Annotated in this window: 11 protein-coding genes and 1 pseudogene; 4 read left to right on the plus strand and 8 right to left on the minus strand. The window is 69.1% G+C overall.

Going from position 1 to position 15,244, the window contains the following annotated elements; genetic code table 11:
* Positions 1-308 precede the first annotated feature (308 nt).
* The gene (locus FHT32_RS00190; protein ID WP_176662669.1) at positions 309-3,407 is read left to right on the plus strand and encodes an autotransporter outer membrane beta-barrel domain-containing protein; all 3,099 of its coding nucleotides are present in this window, start codon (positions 309-311) and stop codon (positions 3,405-3,407) included.
* Between the two features lie 43 nt (positions 3,408-3,450).
* Here the strand turns inward: FHT32_RS00190 and FHT32_RS00195 are convergent, their stop codons facing one another.
* From FHT32_RS00195 to FHT32_RS00205, 3 genes are all read right to left on the minus strand, one after another.
* Positions 3,451-4,470, minus strand: coding sequence for an alpha/beta fold hydrolase (locus tag FHT32_RS00195; protein WP_256098819.1), 1,020 nt, complete (start codon positions 4,468-4,470; stop codon positions 3,451-3,453).
* Positions 4,471-4,531: 61 nt separating this feature from the next.
* Complete coding sequence (locus FHT32_RS00200) at positions 4,532-5,335, minus strand: DUF1295 domain-containing protein (RefSeq protein ID WP_176662670.1); 804 nt, start codon at positions 5,333-5,335, stop codon at positions 4,532-4,534.
* Positions 5,332-5,505 (minus strand): hypothetical protein, encoded by a 174-nt coding sequence (locus tag FHT32_RS00205; protein ID WP_176662671.1) that lies wholly within the window; start codon positions 5,503-5,505, stop codon positions 5,332-5,334. Before FHT32_RS00205 ends, FHT32_RS00200 begins: the two co-directional genes overlap by 4 nt.
* Before the next feature lie 42 nt (positions 5,506-5,547).
* Here FHT32_RS00205 and FHT32_RS00210 point away from each other — a divergent pair, with 42 nt between their 5' ends.
* Together FHT32_RS00210 and FHT32_RS00215 are read left to right on the plus strand one after the other, a co-directional pair.
* Positions 5,548-5,718: a hypothetical protein gene (locus FHT32_RS00210; RefSeq protein WP_176662672.1), complete on the plus strand. Its 171-nt coding sequence runs from the start codon at positions 5,548-5,550 to the stop codon at positions 5,716-5,718.
* Between the two features lie 71 nt (positions 5,719-5,789).
* Complete coding sequence (locus FHT32_RS00215; protein WP_176662673.1) at positions 5,790-6,146, plus strand: hypothetical protein; 357 nt, start codon at positions 5,790-5,792, stop codon at positions 6,144-6,146.
* Positions 6,147-6,392: 246 nt separating this feature from the next.
* On the opposite strand, the gene FHT32_RS00220 is transcribed toward FHT32_RS00215, so the two are convergent.
* Together FHT32_RS00220 and FHT32_RS35330 are read right to left on the minus strand one after the other, a co-directional pair.
* Complete coding sequence (locus FHT32_RS00220; RefSeq protein ID WP_256098820.1) at positions 6,393-9,572, minus strand: autotransporter outer membrane beta-barrel domain-containing protein; 3,180 nt, start codon at positions 9,570-9,572, stop codon at positions 6,393-6,395.
* Positions 9,573-9,584: 12 nt separating this feature from the next.
* Positions 9,585-9,782, minus strand: a pseudogene (locus FHT32_RS35330) (ESPR domain-containing protein); the annotation flags it as partial.
* A 311-nt stretch (positions 9,783-10,093) separates the two neighbouring features.
* Here FHT32_RS35330 and FHT32_RS00225 point away from each other — a divergent pair.
* Entirely contained in the window at positions 10,094-10,987 is an 894-nt protein-coding gene (locus tag FHT32_RS00225) for a DMT family transporter (protein ID WP_176662675.1), read from the plus strand.
* Between the two features lie 53 nt (positions 10,988-11,040).
* Here FHT32_RS00225 and FHT32_RS35280 read toward each other — a convergent pair whose 3' ends face one another.
* The 3 genes from FHT32_RS35280 to FHT32_RS00240 form a co-directional block, all read right to left on the minus strand.
* Positions 11,041-12,420, minus strand: coding sequence for a hypothetical protein (locus FHT32_RS35280; protein ID WP_176662676.1), 1,380 nt, complete (start codon positions 12,418-12,420; stop codon positions 11,041-11,043).
* A gap of 110 nt (positions 12,421-12,530) precedes the next feature.
* Positions 12,531-14,303: a hybrid sensor histidine kinase/response regulator gene (locus FHT32_RS00235; RefSeq protein ID WP_176662677.1), complete on the minus strand. Its 1,773-nt coding sequence runs from the start codon at positions 14,301-14,303 to the stop codon at positions 12,531-12,533.
* 16 nt (positions 14,304-14,319) lie between these two features.
* On the minus strand, positions 14,320-15,015 hold the full coding sequence (locus FHT32_RS00240) for a response regulator transcription factor (protein ID WP_176662678.1): 696 nt from the start codon (positions 15,013-15,015) through the stop codon (positions 14,320-14,322).
* Positions 15,016-15,244: the final 229 nt, after the last annotated feature.

Here is a 15,244-nt window from a genome sequence, read left to right on the forward strand (position 1 = left end):
TGGCGGCTTTGTATTTCGCGCGAAACACTGGTTACTTCTTGACGCAGTTCAGGGTATGCCTTCGCGGGATCGCGCCGCGCGTGTAGCGCCTTGGTCCTCAATCCCGGGCTGCTCGAGGCGCCGACCGCACCGTTCGCCCTACCGATCGGCCTTCACCGGGGTACCCGCTTCCGGGCATATCGCGGGCCCGTACGCGTACTTACATTTTTCACTTGTAAATCGAAAAGACGGCATGTGCTGGCGCAGGAGAACGTGCGCCCGCACGCGGGAGCCTGCCCGTTCAGGTAGCGAATGAACAACTTGAAGCCATGAACAAGATTTTTCGGACCCTCTGGAATCCAGCCCGCGGCACCTGGGTAGCCGCCCCCGAGACATCGCGCGGCCATGCACGATCGGCAAAGTCGGCCGATTTCGGGGCTTTCGCCGTCGCGATGCTGCTGCTGGGCGCCGGACCGGCGATCGCGGCGGGCGGTGCCGGCGGCCAGCCCGTGGGCGACACATCGCTGAATGCGGGCTCGGGCGGCAGCAACGGCAGCGGCGGCGCCGGCGGCTTCAACGACACGTCGGTGAACGCGAGCGGTGGCACCGGCGGATCGTCGACCGATGCCGGCCCCACTGCCGGCGCCAACGCCAACATCGGCACCTTCGGCGGCGCCACCGCGGGCACGGGCGGCGCGGCGGGAGCCGGCACCAACGCCGTCGGCCCCGGCGCGTTCCAGGGCGACAGCGGCGGCGCAGGCCAGTCGCAGACCGGCGACTTCTCCAACGGAAACGGCTACGGCGGCGGTGGTGGCGGCGGCTTCCAGGGCTCGACCATCGGCAGCGGCGTGACCTCCTCTTCCGACAGCTACACGGGCGGCGCCGGCGGCGCGGGCGGCAACGGCTACTGGGCGGCAGGCGGCGGCGGAGCCGGCGGCTACGGCTCCATCCTCGTCGCGCCGACCGGCAACTACACGGCATCCGGCAGTTCCATCGGCGGCGCCGGCGGCAAGGGCGGCGACGCCTTCTCGCAAGGCGGTGGCGGCGGCAGCGGCGGCGTCGGCTTCTTCCTGAACACGACGACCTCGGGCATCACCTTCACCAACAACGGCTCCATCGCGGGCGGTGCCGGCGGCGCGGGCGGCTCCGAACTGCTGCCGGCGCGCGCCAATGCCTCCGGCGGCGGCGGTGGTGCTGGCGGCAACGGCATCACGCTGGCGGGCAGCGCCGTGTCGGTGGTCAACTCCGGCACGGTCACCGCCGGCGCCGGTGGTGCAGGCGGTGCCGCCGGCGGCGGCGCGGGCGGCACCGGCACGCCCGGGTCGGGCGGCGACGGCGGCATCGGCCTGCAGGCCACGGGCGCCAGCACGGCGCTGACCAACAACGGCACCATCACCGGCGGCAACGGCGGCGCGGGCGGCGCCAACAGCAACGGGGGCGCGAGCGGCGCGAACGGTGCCGGCGGCGCCGGCGTGGCGGGCGCCAACCTCGCCATCACCAACAGCGGCGGCATCTCGGGCGGACTGGGCGGCGACGGCGTCACCCGCGCCGCTGCCGTCGAGTTCACCGGCGGCAGCAACAGCCTGACGCTGAGCACCGGCTCGGTGCTGACCGGCGCCGTCGCCATCGACAGCGGCGCCACGGCCAGCATCGTCGCGGGCGCCGGCGGCCTGAATCCGGGCAACGCCCTGCTGCTGGGCGGCACAGGCACCTTCGACACCAACGGCAACGACATGGGCTGGTCGGGCCCGATCTCGGGCGCGGGCAACCTGGTGAAGAGCGGCGCAGGCACGCTGACGCTGTCAGGCGCCAACGTCTACACCGGCGCGACCAACGTCGCGGCGGGCACATTGCGCGCAGGCGCGGTCAACACCTTGAGCAGCGCCAGCGCCTTCACCGTGGGAACCGGTGCCACGCTCGACCTGGCCGGCAACAGCCAGACCATCGCGTCGATGGCCAACAGCGGCACCGTCTCGCTGGTGGGTTCCGCGCCGGGCACCACGCTCACCGTCACCGGCCCGTGGGTCGGCAACGGCGGCACGCTGCGCCTGGGCACCGCGCTGGGCAACAGCAGCAGCGCGAGCGACAGGCTCGTGCTCAGCGGCGCGACCGCCATCGCCAGCGGCACGACCAACGTGCAGGTCACCAACCTCGGCGGCCTGGGCGCATTGACCAGCGGCAACGGCATCGAGGTCATCAGCGCGATCAACGGCGCGACGACCACCGCGCAGACGACGAAGAACGCCTTCGCGTTGTCCGGCGGACACGTCGATGCGGGCGCCTACGAGTACCGGCTGTACGCGGCCGATGCAGCCGGCGCGGGCGAGAACTGGTACCTGCGCTCCACGGCCGCCGTCGTCGTGCCTCCCGCGACCGGCGGTGGCAGCGGAACCGGCAGCGGCGGCAGCAGCGCCGGTGGCAGCTCAGGCGGCGGAGCCGTCGTGACCATTCCCACCTACCGCGCCGAAGTGCCGCTCTATGCCGCGCTGCCCGAGCAGTTCCGCCAGGCCAATCTCTCGATGCTGGGCAACATGCACCAGCGCATGGGCGACGACGGCGGCACCGCCATCGCCGCACCCGCCGCGCCGGAGCAGAGCTACCGCCAGGCATGGGCCCGCATCCTCAGCACCGACCGCACCATCTCGCAGGCCGGCACCGTCAGCCCCACGAGCAAGGGCCGCCTCACCGGCTTCCAGGCAGGCACCGACCTGTGGGCCGACGCCCACTGGCGCGCCGGCGTGTACGTCGGCGAGCTCGAGGGCGACATGAGCGTGAGCGGCTTCGCCCGCGGCATCGTGGGCTACGGAGCCGGCACCAACAACCTGCGCAGCCAGTACCTGGGCGGCTACGCCACCTGGAAGAACGACAGCGGCCTGTACGTGGACGGCGTGCTGCAGGCCGGGCGCCACAGCTACATCACGTCGCCCACGCTGAGCTTCGGCAGCTCGGGCAAGGGCCGCAGCGTGCTGGCCTCGATCGAGGTGGGCCAGTCCTTCGGCATCGCCCCGGGCTGGACCATCGAACCCCAGCTGCAGCTGGTGCACCAGCGCATCAGCCTCGACGACGGCAGCATCGCGGGCGCGCTGGTGCGGCAGAACAGCCACAGCGGCTGGCTCGCGCGCGCCGGCGTGCGGGTGAAGGGCGAGATCGCCACCTCCGCCGGGCTGCTGCAGCCCTACGTGCGCTTCAACGTCTACCGCAGCGGCGGCGGCACCGACACCAGCCGCTTCATCGGCCCGGCGGCATACACCGACATCGCCACGCGCACCGGCGGCACGAGCACCGAGCTGGCGGCCGGCGCCACGCTCCAGCTCACGCAGGGCGCGAGCATCTATGCGGAGCTGGGCAAGCTGTGGTCGTCGGGCGGCAGCGTGCGCACCCGCAGCAACGGCATCGAAGGCAGCGTGGGCGTGAGGGTTCGCTGGTAGACCGCAGGAAGGACCGCGCATTCAGCCCGGAGGGATGCCACATTCAGCCCGGAGGGGTGCCGCCCTCCGCGCGCACCGCCTCCACGACCGACAGCACCGCCTCGACCACCGCACGCGGGTCGTCGAACTGGATGTCGTGCCCAGCCTTCGGCAGCAGGCGGTGGGCACTTCTCGAGGACCATGCCGCCATCTCCTCGTGCATCTTTTCCCAGATGGCCTGCACCTGGACACCCTGCTCCGGCGTGATCTGCATTCCCCGCAGCTCCGACCCGGTGTACGGCGCCATCGCCGTGAGCACCACCAGCGGGCGGCTGCCCAGGTCGCGGAAGGCGCCGGCCTCGGCGAGCACGGCGTCGGTGGCGTCGCCCTCGGCCATCTGCGTGACCATCGACTTCGGCGCGAAGGCGCGAACCGCTTGCGCATCGTGTTCCGTCTGATTCGGCGCCTGCGGCAGCAGCGACGGGGCCGCGGCGCGCAGCAGTCCGGTCCATGCCAGCGACACGGCGATGCGGGAGCGCAGCGAACGTGTTTCCGTCATGAAGGCCGCGACGCGCGCGACCTGGTCCGGATGCGAAGGATCGACAAGGACCAACCCCGCGACCTCGGAGCCGAAGTACCTCGTGAAAGTCGTCGCATAGAGGCCGCCCAGCGACTGGCCCACCAGCACGAAAGGCCCCCGCTCGCCCGCGCGCATCAACGCCTCGCGAAGGTCCTGCGCCACCTGCTTCGCGCTACGGGGCGCATTGGAAGCGTCGCTCCACATCAGTCCGGCGCGGCTGTACGAGCAGGCGCGCGTGCGCTGCGCGACGGCCGGCTGCACTGCCGCCCAGCTCAGCGAGCCGTCGATGCTCAGCCCGTCCTCGAACACCACAGTGGGCGAGCCGGCGCCCCGGCAATCGAGCTGGATCCTCCGGCCGCCGCCGATGTCGACCATCTTCCCCGGCGCGGGAAAGTCCCGCGCCGCGCGATAGCGGCCGTACTGCTCGTACACCACGCCCGCGAGGATGGCCAGCGCGGCGACGAGCACGCTCCAGAAGACGATGCGCATCACCAGGGGTTTCAATGAAGGCTTCACTGACCCGGATGGTGCCACCGACCGCGCCCTTTCATCACTGCCCTTTTCATCACTGCGCTTTGCGGCGGCCGTCCTTCACCGGCCCCGGAAGAAAGGCGTTGGTGCGCGCGATGTAGTCGCGGTACGCGGGCCGGCGCTCGCCGATGTCCGCCTCGAGCATGTGCACGCCCGAGACCTTCAGCAGCAGCACGGTCATGAGCAGCGGCGACACGATGCTCCAGGCGCCGCTCCATCCCGCTCCGCCCATCGCCATCAGCCAGATGCCCCACCAGACGCAGGCTTCGCCGAAGTAGTTCGGGTGCCGCGTGTAGCGCCACAGGCCGCGGTCCATCACCTGGCCCGCGCTCTTCGGGTCGGCCTTGAAGCGCGCCATCTGCGCGTCGCCGATGGCCTCGAAGAAGATGCCGAAGAGCGCCAGCGCCGCGCCCAGTGCATCGAGCAGGCCCATCGGCCGCGCGGCAGCCATGCCGGCGAGGAAAGGCGCGGAAACGATCCACGCCAGCACCGCCTGCAGCGCGAACACCAGATACAGGCTCTTGAAGCCGTAGTTCGGCTGGTTGCGCGCGCGGATCGCCTGGTAGCGCCGGTCTTCGCCGTGGCCCCAGTTGCGCCAGGTGATGTAGAGGCACAGCCGCACCGACCACGCCGCCCCCAGCACCGCCATCCACAGCCCGCGCACCGTCTGCACCGGCAGGAGCGCGAAGTACACGAGGCCCGCGCCGACGATGAAGACCGACCACATGCGGTCGATCAGGCTCGCGTCATGCCGGGCGAGGCTCGCCAGCCAGGTGAGGAAGGCCAGCGACGCAGTCAGCGCCAGGCCCGACAGTGCGATTCCCACGAGCGCGCTCATCCGCGGCGCTCGAAGAGATGGTGGCGTCCCTGCCGGCGCTGCCCGGGGTCGAAGCCGAACAGCCCGGCGAGCCGGTCCTCAGGCAGGCGGCGAATGCCGTGTAGGACCACGGTGTCGGTCACCAGGCCCCTTTGCATGCGATGAATGGCGAATGCGATGTCCTGCGACATGTGCGGTTTTCTTCTCGTCGGGGGCACGCCGGAGCGCGTGCCATGAGTGTTTCTACGCGGTGGGACGGGTTTTGGATGATGCTTGCGTCGCCATTGTGGGCGCACGCGTCCGGTGCCGGGCGCTTCGCACTGGCCCTCGGGGCAATCGACATGCGCTGGCCGATGTTCAAATGCGTCGCCCCTGCCGCGCCGGTGGGCGGGCAGATCGACTGAACAAGAAGGACATGACATCGTGGACGAGATGCAGGTCCTCCTTCCCGGCCCCATCACTACACTGCGACCCCATGCGTGACCTCCTCTACTACTCGCTGATGCTCCTGCTCGGATTCGCTTGGTACAGGTTCGGGCAGAACCTGCTTCGAAAGGGGCGCCGTGACGAAAACGACGAACTCACCAAGGGACTCGTCGGGCCCGTGGGCCTTCTGGTGACCGGTGGCGTCGCGTGCTATCTCCTCTTCGCGGTGCTGCGCGCGCTGGTCCGCGGCGAGGTGCCTTGCCTCGGCAAGGCATGCGCAGGGCAGGTCTACACGCTGGCGACGCACGCCGGCGAGTACTGGTCCAACATGTTCTACCTGGTGTGGCTGCTGCTCGCCCTCGGCTACGCGATATACGTGACGCTGCGGATCTGGTTCCGGGCCTAGCGCGAATCGAAGAAAAGCTGCCTGGACATTCGACGTGACGGAGGCTGCCTGTGCGGCTCGGTGCGTTTCGTCGCGCTCGGCGAGCCGCAGGCCGCCGAACGCTTCGATGTGCCGCAGATGGCACGCACGAGTGACGGTTGACGGCTGGCTCGACCCGGCGACAAGACCCCGGCGCCGAGCCTGCCAAGGGGCAGCCGACGTTGGTGATCGACGGCGACGCGCCAAACCGCGCCGCCTGAAAGAGCCCTACCAGAGCACCTTCACGCCCACGCTGGCATTGACGCCGCTGCTGTTGCGCGCATCGCCGCTCATGTCCCACAGCTTGCCCAGCTCGCCATACAGGCTGGTGCTGCGGCTCAGTTGCCAGGACGTACCCAGCGCCAATTCGCCGCTGCTGCCGCCCGTGCGCGTGGCGATGTCCGCAAAGCCGGCCGGTCCGATGAAGCGCGCCACATCGGTGCCGCCGCCGGAGTGATAGAGGTTCAGCCGCGCATAGGGTTGAAACAGCCCCGCGCTGGTATCGATCTCGCCCTTGACCCGCACGCCGGCACGCACGAGCCAGCCGTCGTGGCTGTCCTGGCGGATCAACGCACCGACGATGCCTGTGTCGTCCAGGTTCACGCGCTGGTGCACCAACTGCAGTTGCGGCTCGATGGTCCAGCCGGCCGCGATGCCGAAGGACTGTCCCACCTCGACCGAGGCCAGCACGCTGCTGCCCTTGCCGCCGCTGCCCAGGCCCAGCGTGGGCGATGCGGTGTAGCGGTGGCGGCCGCCCTGCAGCACGCCGTCGACATACAGTCCGCCGTCGTTCTTCCAGGTTCCGTAGACGCCGACGTACTGGTTCTTGAGGTCGTTGATGCCCACGCCGAGGTCGAGCAGGCCGCTGGCGAAACCATTGACGCGCATGTCGCCGTCGAGCTGCCCCACATAGACACCGGCGCGCCAGTGTGCGTCGGCCCAGAGGTCGGTGCCGGCCTGGAAGCCGGTGAGCCGGCCCCTGCTGGTCGGGCTCACGGTGCCGGCCTGGCTGGTGGTGCGGTCGGTGCTGATGACGCGGCCCCACGCCTGGCGATAGCTCTGGCCGGCGATGGCAGAGCCGGCGTCGTTGGTGGCGGATCGGATGCTGTCGCCCATGCGCAAATGCAGGCTGCCAAGCATCGACAGGTTGGCCTGTCGGAACTGCTCGGGAAGCACCGCGTAGAGAGGAACCTCGGCACGGTAGGCCGGCACGACAACGCCGCCGCTTGAGCCACCGCCCGTTCCCGTTCCACCTCCATCTGTCGGCGGCACGGCCGCGACAGTCGAACGCAGATACCAGTTCTCGCCCGCGCCGGCTGCATCGGCAGCGTACAGCCGGTACTCGTAGGCGCCGGCATCGACGTGTCCGCCGGACAGCGCGAAGGCGTTCTTCGTCGTCTGCGCGGTGGTCGTCGCACCGTTGATCGCGCTGATGACCTCGATGCCATTGCCGCTGGTCAATGCGCCCAGGCCGCCGAGGTTGGTGATCTGCACGTTGGTCGTGCCGCTGGCGATGGCGGTCGCTCCGCTGAGCACGAGCCTGTCGCTCGCGCTGCTGCTGTTGCCCAGCGCGGTGCCCAGGCGCAGCGTGCCGCCGTTGCCGACCCACGGGCCGGTGACGGTGAGCGTGGTGCCTGGCGTCGTGCCGGCGAGGCTCACCGTACCGCTGTTGTTCACGGATGCCAGGGTCTGGCTGTAGCCCGCGAGGTCGAGCGTCGCGCCGTTGGCAACGACCGTCGCGCTCTTCGAGCTGAAGGTGTTCACTGCGCCAGCGCGCAGGGTTCCTTGCGTCACGGAGGTGGTGCCGCTGTAGCTGTTTGTGCCGGAGAGCGTGAGCACACCGGCACCGGACTTGACGACGCCGCCCGTGCCAGTGATGGCGCCAGCGTAGGTGCTGTCACCGGCCTGGTTGGCGGTGAGGGTCTGGGCGTTCAGCGCTACGGTGCCGCCAGTACCGGAAAGGCTGGAGGCGGTGAGGTCCCACGCGCCCAGGTCCAGCGTGCCGCCGTTGACCGTGTAGGCGGTGTTCTGCACGAAGGCACCAGCGCTGCCGGCCAGCAGCCGGCCGGCCTGCACGACAGTGCCGCCGGTGTACGAGTTGGTTCCGGTCAGCGTCGTGGTGCCCGCGCCCAACTGTTGGAGGACGCCGCCGCCGCTGATGGCGCCGGCGAAGCCGAAGGCATTCGAATGATTGATGGCCAACGTGGCGTTGTTGACGACATTGCCGGAGATCGAGCCGGTGGTGCCCCCGTTGCCCAGTTGTAGCGTGCCCGCGGTGATGGTGGTGTCGCCGGCGTAGGTGTTGGCCCCCGTCAGCGCGGTCGTGCCGCTGCCGATCTGGTTGACGATGACATTTCCGCCGATTGGCACCGCGAACTCGTAGTTGCTTGCGTTGTGGTTGAAGTTGATCGTCGATTGGCCGGCACTGGAGGTGATGCCGCTTGCCGTCACTACACCGGGTGACAGAGCAGCGCTTCCCACCGGAGCACCGATGTTCAAGATCGACACGCCGGTCGCAGAGTTGGACAGGGAGAGGGGGTTGCCCCCGCTGATGCCCGACCTCAGTGTGGCCCCCTCTGCCACGGTGACCGTCGCAGTCCCTGCACCGCCGATGCTCAAATTGTTGTTGACGCTGCCGAAAACAGACCCTGGGCCCGTCACGGTCGCGGTGAACATGTCGCCCGCCCTGAAACCGACTTGGACCGTGTTGGCCCCGACGAAACCGCCAGCGGAGACTTCGAGCGTGCCGGCATGGTGGTAGTAGCCGCTGGCCCCCGTGAACTGCAGGGCAGAGCCGGTTCCGCTCACCACAACGTCCGTGATGCCCCCGTTCGCCAGGCCGTTGCCACCCCCCAGGTTGGCATTGGTGCCGAGTGTGATCTTTCCGCCGCCGACCACGTTGATCGCGGTCTGACCCGTGCCCGTGTTCAGATTGCTCGCCGACAGCGAGGCGCCTTTCCCCACGTTGACGGTGGCCGAGCCCGCGCCGGTGTTCAAGTTGCCCGTGAAGACGGCGGAAGCGCCATCGAGAATGCTGATCGTGCTCTGCCCCGCCCCGGTCGTGAGGGCAGTGGCTGACAAGGTGGCACCGCTGCCCTGGGCAACCACGGTCCCGGCCGTGTTGGCGGTGGAGCCCACTTGGATGGCGGCGGCGGCTTGATAGGTCGCACCCGTCTGGAGGTCCAGCGTGGCCCCGGCAGCCGACCCGATGGTCGTGGCGAACGTGCCGGTATTCACGGTCACTTTCGACGAGAGCTGGGGCAACGTCGTCGTGACCGTGATGGCCTTGGTGACGGTGATGGTGGAACTCAGGTCCGGGCTGGCATTGGCGTCGTTGATGGCCGTGATCAGTTCCGCCTCGGTGGCGGCGGTGAAGGGCGCAGCCTGTGCGGCTCCGCCGGCGGCCAACGCGGCCAATGTCAGGGCCGCACTCGCAGTGGCGGTACGCCGCGAACCCTGCGCTCTACCAGACCGCGCGGCTCGCACGTTCTCGGCAGTTGCCACACAGGCGCCAAGCGCCGAATTCCACACCGTTCTGTAACACAAATTCATCCGATGATCCTCGTTGTAAAACCAATTTCTCCCAATGAGGAACGCTCGGCTGCCGCTCTCTTGCATTACTTTTCATATTACATATGAAACAAAATGAATCACACGGACTACAGCGGTTTCCTGCCTGCACTGCGGGTCTTTCGGACGAAGGCTGAAGAAGCGATAGCGAAACTCAAATAGCCGCACCCAGGCCCTCGACGAAACAGCTTGCATCGTCGGCCGGTATGCTCGACGACTCGTCGCAGTCGATCCGGAAGAACTGCCCAGCGCAAGTTCAGGCCACGGACTCCTGCCGCGACCAACCGTTCGCAGCACCTGTGCCGGACGGCCAGGAACAAGGCCCCTTCCCGGCCACTACCAAGAGACACGCCCCGAACATGCAACCGACCGGAACCCTGCGCGGCATCGCCGCGATGCTGATGGCCTGTGCCTTCTTCGCCTGCATGGACGCCGTGCTGAAGAACCTGTCCAGCCACTACCCGCCGGTGCAGGTGATGGCGCTGCGCGGCCTCACTGCCCTGCCCCTGGTGTGCCTGTACACCTTGTGGCGGCGTGAGACGGCCGGCGTGTTCAACCGGCGCCTGCGCTGGCCCCTGCACCTGCTGCGCACCGCGCTGAACATGACGATGCTCGTGCTCTTCGTGCACGGCCTGAAGACCCTGGGCCTGGCCGAGGCCTACACGCTGACCTTCATCGCTCCGCTGCTGATGGTGCTGATCGCCGTGCCGATGCTGGGCGAGTCGGTCCAGCCGCGGCACTGGATCGCCATCGGGCTGGGCTTCGCCGGTGTGGTGATCGCGCTGCGGCCCGAGCAGGGGGCCTTCCTCTCGACGGGTGCACTGGCGATCCTGGTGGCCGCGGCCTGCTATGCGCTGTCGAACATGCTGGGCCGGCTCATCAGCCGCACAGAGCCGAGCGCCTCGCTGGTGTTCTGGACCACGTTCGGCATGGCCGTGGGCGGCACCCTGGCGTCGGCGCCGCATTGGGTGCCCATCCAGCCGCAGCACATGTGGCTGCTCGCGGGCCTGGCCATCAGCGGCTTCCTGGGCCAGGCGGCCATCGCCGAGGCCTTCCGCCATGGCCAGGCCGCCGCCATCGCTCCCTTCGAATACAGCGCCCTCGCCTGGGCGCTCCTGTTCGACTGGGTGTTCTGGCAGGCCGCGCCCGATGCATGGACGCTGGGCGGCGGAGCGTTGATCGTGGCCAGTGGACTGTGGCTGGCGCGAAGCGAGGCGCCGAAGGCTGCACGGGAAAAGCAGCAGGCGGCCTGAACCGCGGCGAAGCACGCCTGCGAAGCCACAGGCGGCCGCAGCCTCTCCCCCGTTCAGGGCGCCAGCGTGAGCTTGAAGATCTGGTTGCCGTTCGATGCGCCCACGTAGACGGTCCCGTCGCCGGCCACCGCCACGCCGATCGGGAAGTTGAACGCGAGCGCCGTGCCGCTGCCGTCGCGCAGCGTGGTGATCTCGCCCCCTGGCGTGACCACGCGCGCCACGCCGTCCCAGGCCTGGGTCAGGAACACGTTGTCGCGCGCATCCACCGTCACGCCGTACGAATAGCCGAGCTTGGCCGGCGTGGCGGCGGTCCCGTCGACCGTGCCGGCGCCGGCATTGCCGTTGGCGCAATCGCCCAGCAGCGTGCTCACCGTGGCGCTGGCCACGTCGATCTTGCGCAGGCATGGGCTGTCGGTGTCCGTGTCGTAGAGCGTGCGGCCGTCGCGGCTGAGTGCGAGACCCTGCGGGCGCGCCATCTGGGCCGCCGTGCCCACGCCGTCGAGGTAGGCCTGCGTGCCGTCGCCCGCGAGCGTGCTCACGGTGCCGTCGGCCGCGATCTTGCGCACGCGCTTGTTCTCGGTGTCCGCCACGAACAGGTTGCCCGCGCCGTCCAGCGCAATGCTGGCGGGGTTGCTGAACATCGCGGCGGCCGGGCTGTCGGCGTACCCGCTGCTGGTGTCGCCGACCCATGTGCTGAACGTCGTTGCGTTGGCGGCGATCTTGTTGATGCGGTGCTTGTCACTCACGTAAAGGGTGCCGTCGGCCGACAGTGCCAGGCCGAATGGCGTGTTCATGGTCGTGCCCGGCGTCACCTCCGCGCCGCTGCCGCTGGCAGTGGCGATCCTGTAGACCGATCCGTTGCCGCCCATGGCCACGTAGAGATTCGCGCCGCTGGCGTCGAGCACGAGCTGATAGGGATGGTTGTAGGTCACGCCCGTGGTCGCCAAGACGCTGGCGACCCAGGGCTTGACCGTCAGCGTGGCGGGGCGGCTGGTCACGCTGCCGTCGGCGCCCGTCACCCGCACGCGCAACTGCTGGCCGCTGTCGGCCAGTTGACTGGCGCCCGTGGTGAAGTTGTCGCCGGTGGCGCCGGAGACATCGCTCCAGCTGGCACCGCCGTCGGCGCTGCGCTGCCACTGGTAGGCGGTGGCGTGCACCGCCTGCACCTTCAACGTGGCGGCCACACCCTGGCCGATAGTGGTATCCGACGGCTGCGTGGTGATGGAGAGCGTGGTGTCTTCCGGCGCGGGCGCAGGCGCAGGTGCAGGCGTTCCCTGCGAAGCGGGCGCCGGTGCCGGCGCGGGAGCAACCGCGAAGCCAGGGAAGCCTCCGCCTCCACCCCCTCCACCCCCGCAGGCCGCCAGCAGCAGATTCGTCATAAGCAGCGCGGCTGGTGTACGCCATGCACGGGAAACGGTACGAGTGATATTCATGATGGGCCTTCCTTGCTTCAAGTGGAGTGAACGAGAAGGCTCCACGGTAGGGTGGGCTACACCCCCGATCCAGTGTCGAAGGTCATCGCAACGCGCAGAAAAAAAGATGCTCAGGCGCGCATGCGCGCGGGCGTCGCTTCGTGTGTTGCCAGCGATGCGAGGGCCTGCAGCAGCCTGTCGGCAGCAACCGGCTTGAGCAGCACCTGCAGCCCCGAGTCGTGCATCTGCTGCTGTCGCTGCGGCGCGGTTTCGCCGGTGATCAGCAGCACCCGCAGGCCGGGGCCGAAGCGGGCACGCAGCCGCTGCGCGGCGGCCAGTCCGTCGGCACCGTCGGCCAGCCGCACGTCGCACAACAGCACGTCGACAGGATCGCTTCCGTGCGCGGCCTGCGCGAGCACGGCCTCGGCCTCTTCCTCGCCGGCCACCGCATCTATGGCCACGCCGTGGGCCTGCAGCAGCCCGGTGACGGCCTGGCGGATCGCGGCCTCATCGTCGATGAGCAGCACGCGCCGCGGCAACGGCGCCGCAATGCCCGGGCGTGCAGCCAGCGGCACCACGCCCGAGGCCGTCACCGCCGGAAGCACCAGGCGAAAACGGCTGCCGCGCTGCAGGCGGGAACGCACCTGCAGCGGATGCGCCAGCAGGCGCGAGAGCCGCTGCACGATGGACAACCCGATGCCCAGCCCCTTCGCCCGATCGCGGCCCGGATTACCGATCTGATAGAACTCGTCGAAGATGCGGCCGAGGTGCTCGTCCGCGATGCCGATGCCGGTGTCGCAGATGTCGATCCACACCAGCGGCCCGCGTGCGCGGGCAGCCACCACCACGCCGCCGCGCGCCGTGTACTTCAGCGCGTTGTCCACGAGGTTGGACAGCAGCCGCTGCAGCAGCTGCGGATCGCTCAGCACCCAGCAGGGCGTGGCGCGCAGCCGCAGTTGCAGTTCCTTGTCGGTCGCCTGCGCGGCGAACACATTGTTGAGCGCGAGGAACAGCGGGTTGAGCTCCACGGGCCTGATCTGCGGCGCCACTTCGCCAGCATCCAGCCGCGAGATGTCCAGCAGGATGTCGAGCGAATCGCCGAGCGTTCCGACCGCATCCATCAAGCGTGCCGCATGGTCCCAGTCCTGGCTGCCCTTGAGCTTCTTCTCGATGACGGCCCCGAACAGCGCAATGGCGTGCAGGGGCTGCCGCAGATCGTGGCTCGCTGCCGCAAGGAAGCGCGTCTTCTCCTGGCTGGCACGCTGGGTCGCGGCAATCTGGTGGCTCAGCTGCTCGGCCAGCGCCTCCTTCTCGAAACGCATGGTCAGCGCGGCGGTCAGCAGCCGGTGGTGCTGCAGCGCGAACATGATCATCACGCACATGTACAGCAGGCAGCCGGTGGCCAGGAACAGGTGCGTGTTGTCGCCGCGCCAGGCCAGCGCCAGGGTCAGGCTCGCCATGCTGGGCACGATGAAGCGCGGGATGTTGCGCTTGAGAACCGCCAGCGACAGCGCGCCGCCGGCGCAGCCGCCCATCATCATCACGATGACCATCACCCAGAGCCCCAGGTTGCGCCCCGGCGGCACGCACAGCCACGGCGCCAGGCCCCAGACGCAGGAGCGCAGCAGCACGTTGCGCGCATTGAAACGCGCCCAGTACTCGGGGTGGGCCGCCGCATCGGGGCTGCGCTGATAGCGCCTGTAGGCGCGCCGCAGCGTCAACGCCAGGTGCAGCGCCATCCACAGCAGCACCTGCCAGCGCCACGTGGCCAGGAAAAGACCGATGCCCAGCGACTGCGCCGTGAGAAAGTCCGCCAGATAGGCACCCGGCGCATTGGCGTGGACCGCGGCCACCTGCTCGCGCAGCACCCGCTCGGCCAGCTCGGGCGGGTGCGGGTCGTTCATCGCGGGTGCGGAAAGATCACTTCAGGCTGCTGATGAGCTGGGCTCGCGAGCGCATGCCGAACAGCAACAGCAGCGTGGACACATGGTTCTTGACCGTGCCCTCGGTCAGGTGCGAGAGCTGTGCGATCTCCTTGTTCGACTTGCCCGACAGCAGCCAGTCGAGGATCTCGACCTGGCGTGCATTGAGCTGCGGCTGCAGCTCGTCGGCCGCCGCCGTTGCCGGCATGGCCTGGACAACGACCGGGACCGGCAACGGCGACGACGCCGGCAGTGCGACCAGATCGTTGTCCCTCACGTAGCGCAACACCTCGCCCAGGTGCCCGGTCTTGGGCAGGAAGGCCTGCGCCCCGAGCGCCATCACTCCCTGCATCAGCGCATGGCTGTCCTTGCCCGAGAGCACCACGACGCGCGATGCGGGGAAGGTGCGCCTGAAGCGCACCAGGGTGTCGAGCCCTTGCGAGTCGGGCAGATCGAGATCGAGCAGCACCAGGAGGTGCGAGCTGAGATGGAACTCGTACAGGCGCAAGGCATCGGCCAGCGAGCGTGCCTCGTGCACCGGCACGCTGCCGGTCTCCGCCAGCAGCAGCGCCCGCAGGCCCAGCCGCACCAGCTCGTGGTCGTCGACCACCAGGATGCCCCGCGCCGGTATGGCAACGCCCGCGTCGCTGCGCAACGCAGCGGCATGTGGCGGCAATGAGGTGGCAGTGGCCATGGTCCGGGCATCTTAGGGCGGAGGGTTGCGAACCTGAAATGACCAAAGTCATGAGACCCGCGGTCGTGCGGCGGTCAGTTGCTGTCTTGACGACGCGCAGGCCGTTCTCGATCCGGCCGACGACCGAGTCGATCTCGCGTGTGGCCAGTCACCGGCTCGACGCACCCTTCACGAGGGAGAAATACTTCAGGAGCACCGTTCTTTCCGGCGGGAGATTTCTGTCTACGAT

It is taken from the genome of Variovorax sp. SG517 (assembly GCF_013376045.1).
Taxonomy (GTDB): domain Bacteria; phylum Pseudomonadota; class Gammaproteobacteria; order Burkholderiales; family Burkholderiaceae_C; genus Variovorax.

What these genes read in the sequence shown, in the direction of transcription:
- FHT32_RS00240 (WP_176662678.1), bottom strand. Translation starts at nt 15,015, where the DNA reads ATGGCCACTGCCACCTCATTGCCGCCACATGCCGCTGCGTTGCGCAGC.
- FHT32_RS00215 (WP_176662673.1), top strand. Translation starts at nt 5,790, where the DNA reads ATGCGTGACCTCCTCTACTACTCGCTGATGCTCCTGCTCGGATTCGCT.
- FHT32_RS00200 (WP_176662670.1), bottom strand. Translation starts at nt 5,335, where the DNA reads ATGAGCGCGCTCGTGGGAATCGCACTGTCGGGCCTGGCGCTGACTGCG.
- FHT32_RS00190 (WP_176662669.1), top strand. Translation starts at nt 309, where the DNA reads ATGAACAAGATTTTTCGGACCCTCTGGAATCCAGCCCGCGGCACCTGG.
- FHT32_RS00235 (WP_176662677.1), bottom strand. Translation starts at nt 14,303, where the DNA reads ATGAACGACCCGCACCCGCCCGAGCTGGCCGAGCGGGTGCTGCGCGAG.
- FHT32_RS00205 (WP_176662671.1), bottom strand. Translation starts at nt 5,505, where the DNA reads ATGTCGCAGGACATCGCATTCGCCATTCATCGCATGCAAAGGGGCCTG.
- FHT32_RS00225 (WP_176662675.1), top strand. Translation starts at nt 10,094, where the DNA reads ATGCAACCGACCGGAACCCTGCGCGGCATCGCCGCGATGCTGATGGCC.
- FHT32_RS00210 (WP_176662672.1), top strand. Translation starts at nt 5,548, where the DNA reads ATGAGTGTTTCTACGCGGTGGGACGGGTTTTGGATGATGCTTGCGTCG.
- FHT32_RS35280 (WP_176662676.1), bottom strand. Translation starts at nt 12,420, where the DNA reads ATGAATATCACTCGTACCGTTTCCCGTGCATGGCGTACACCAGCCGCG.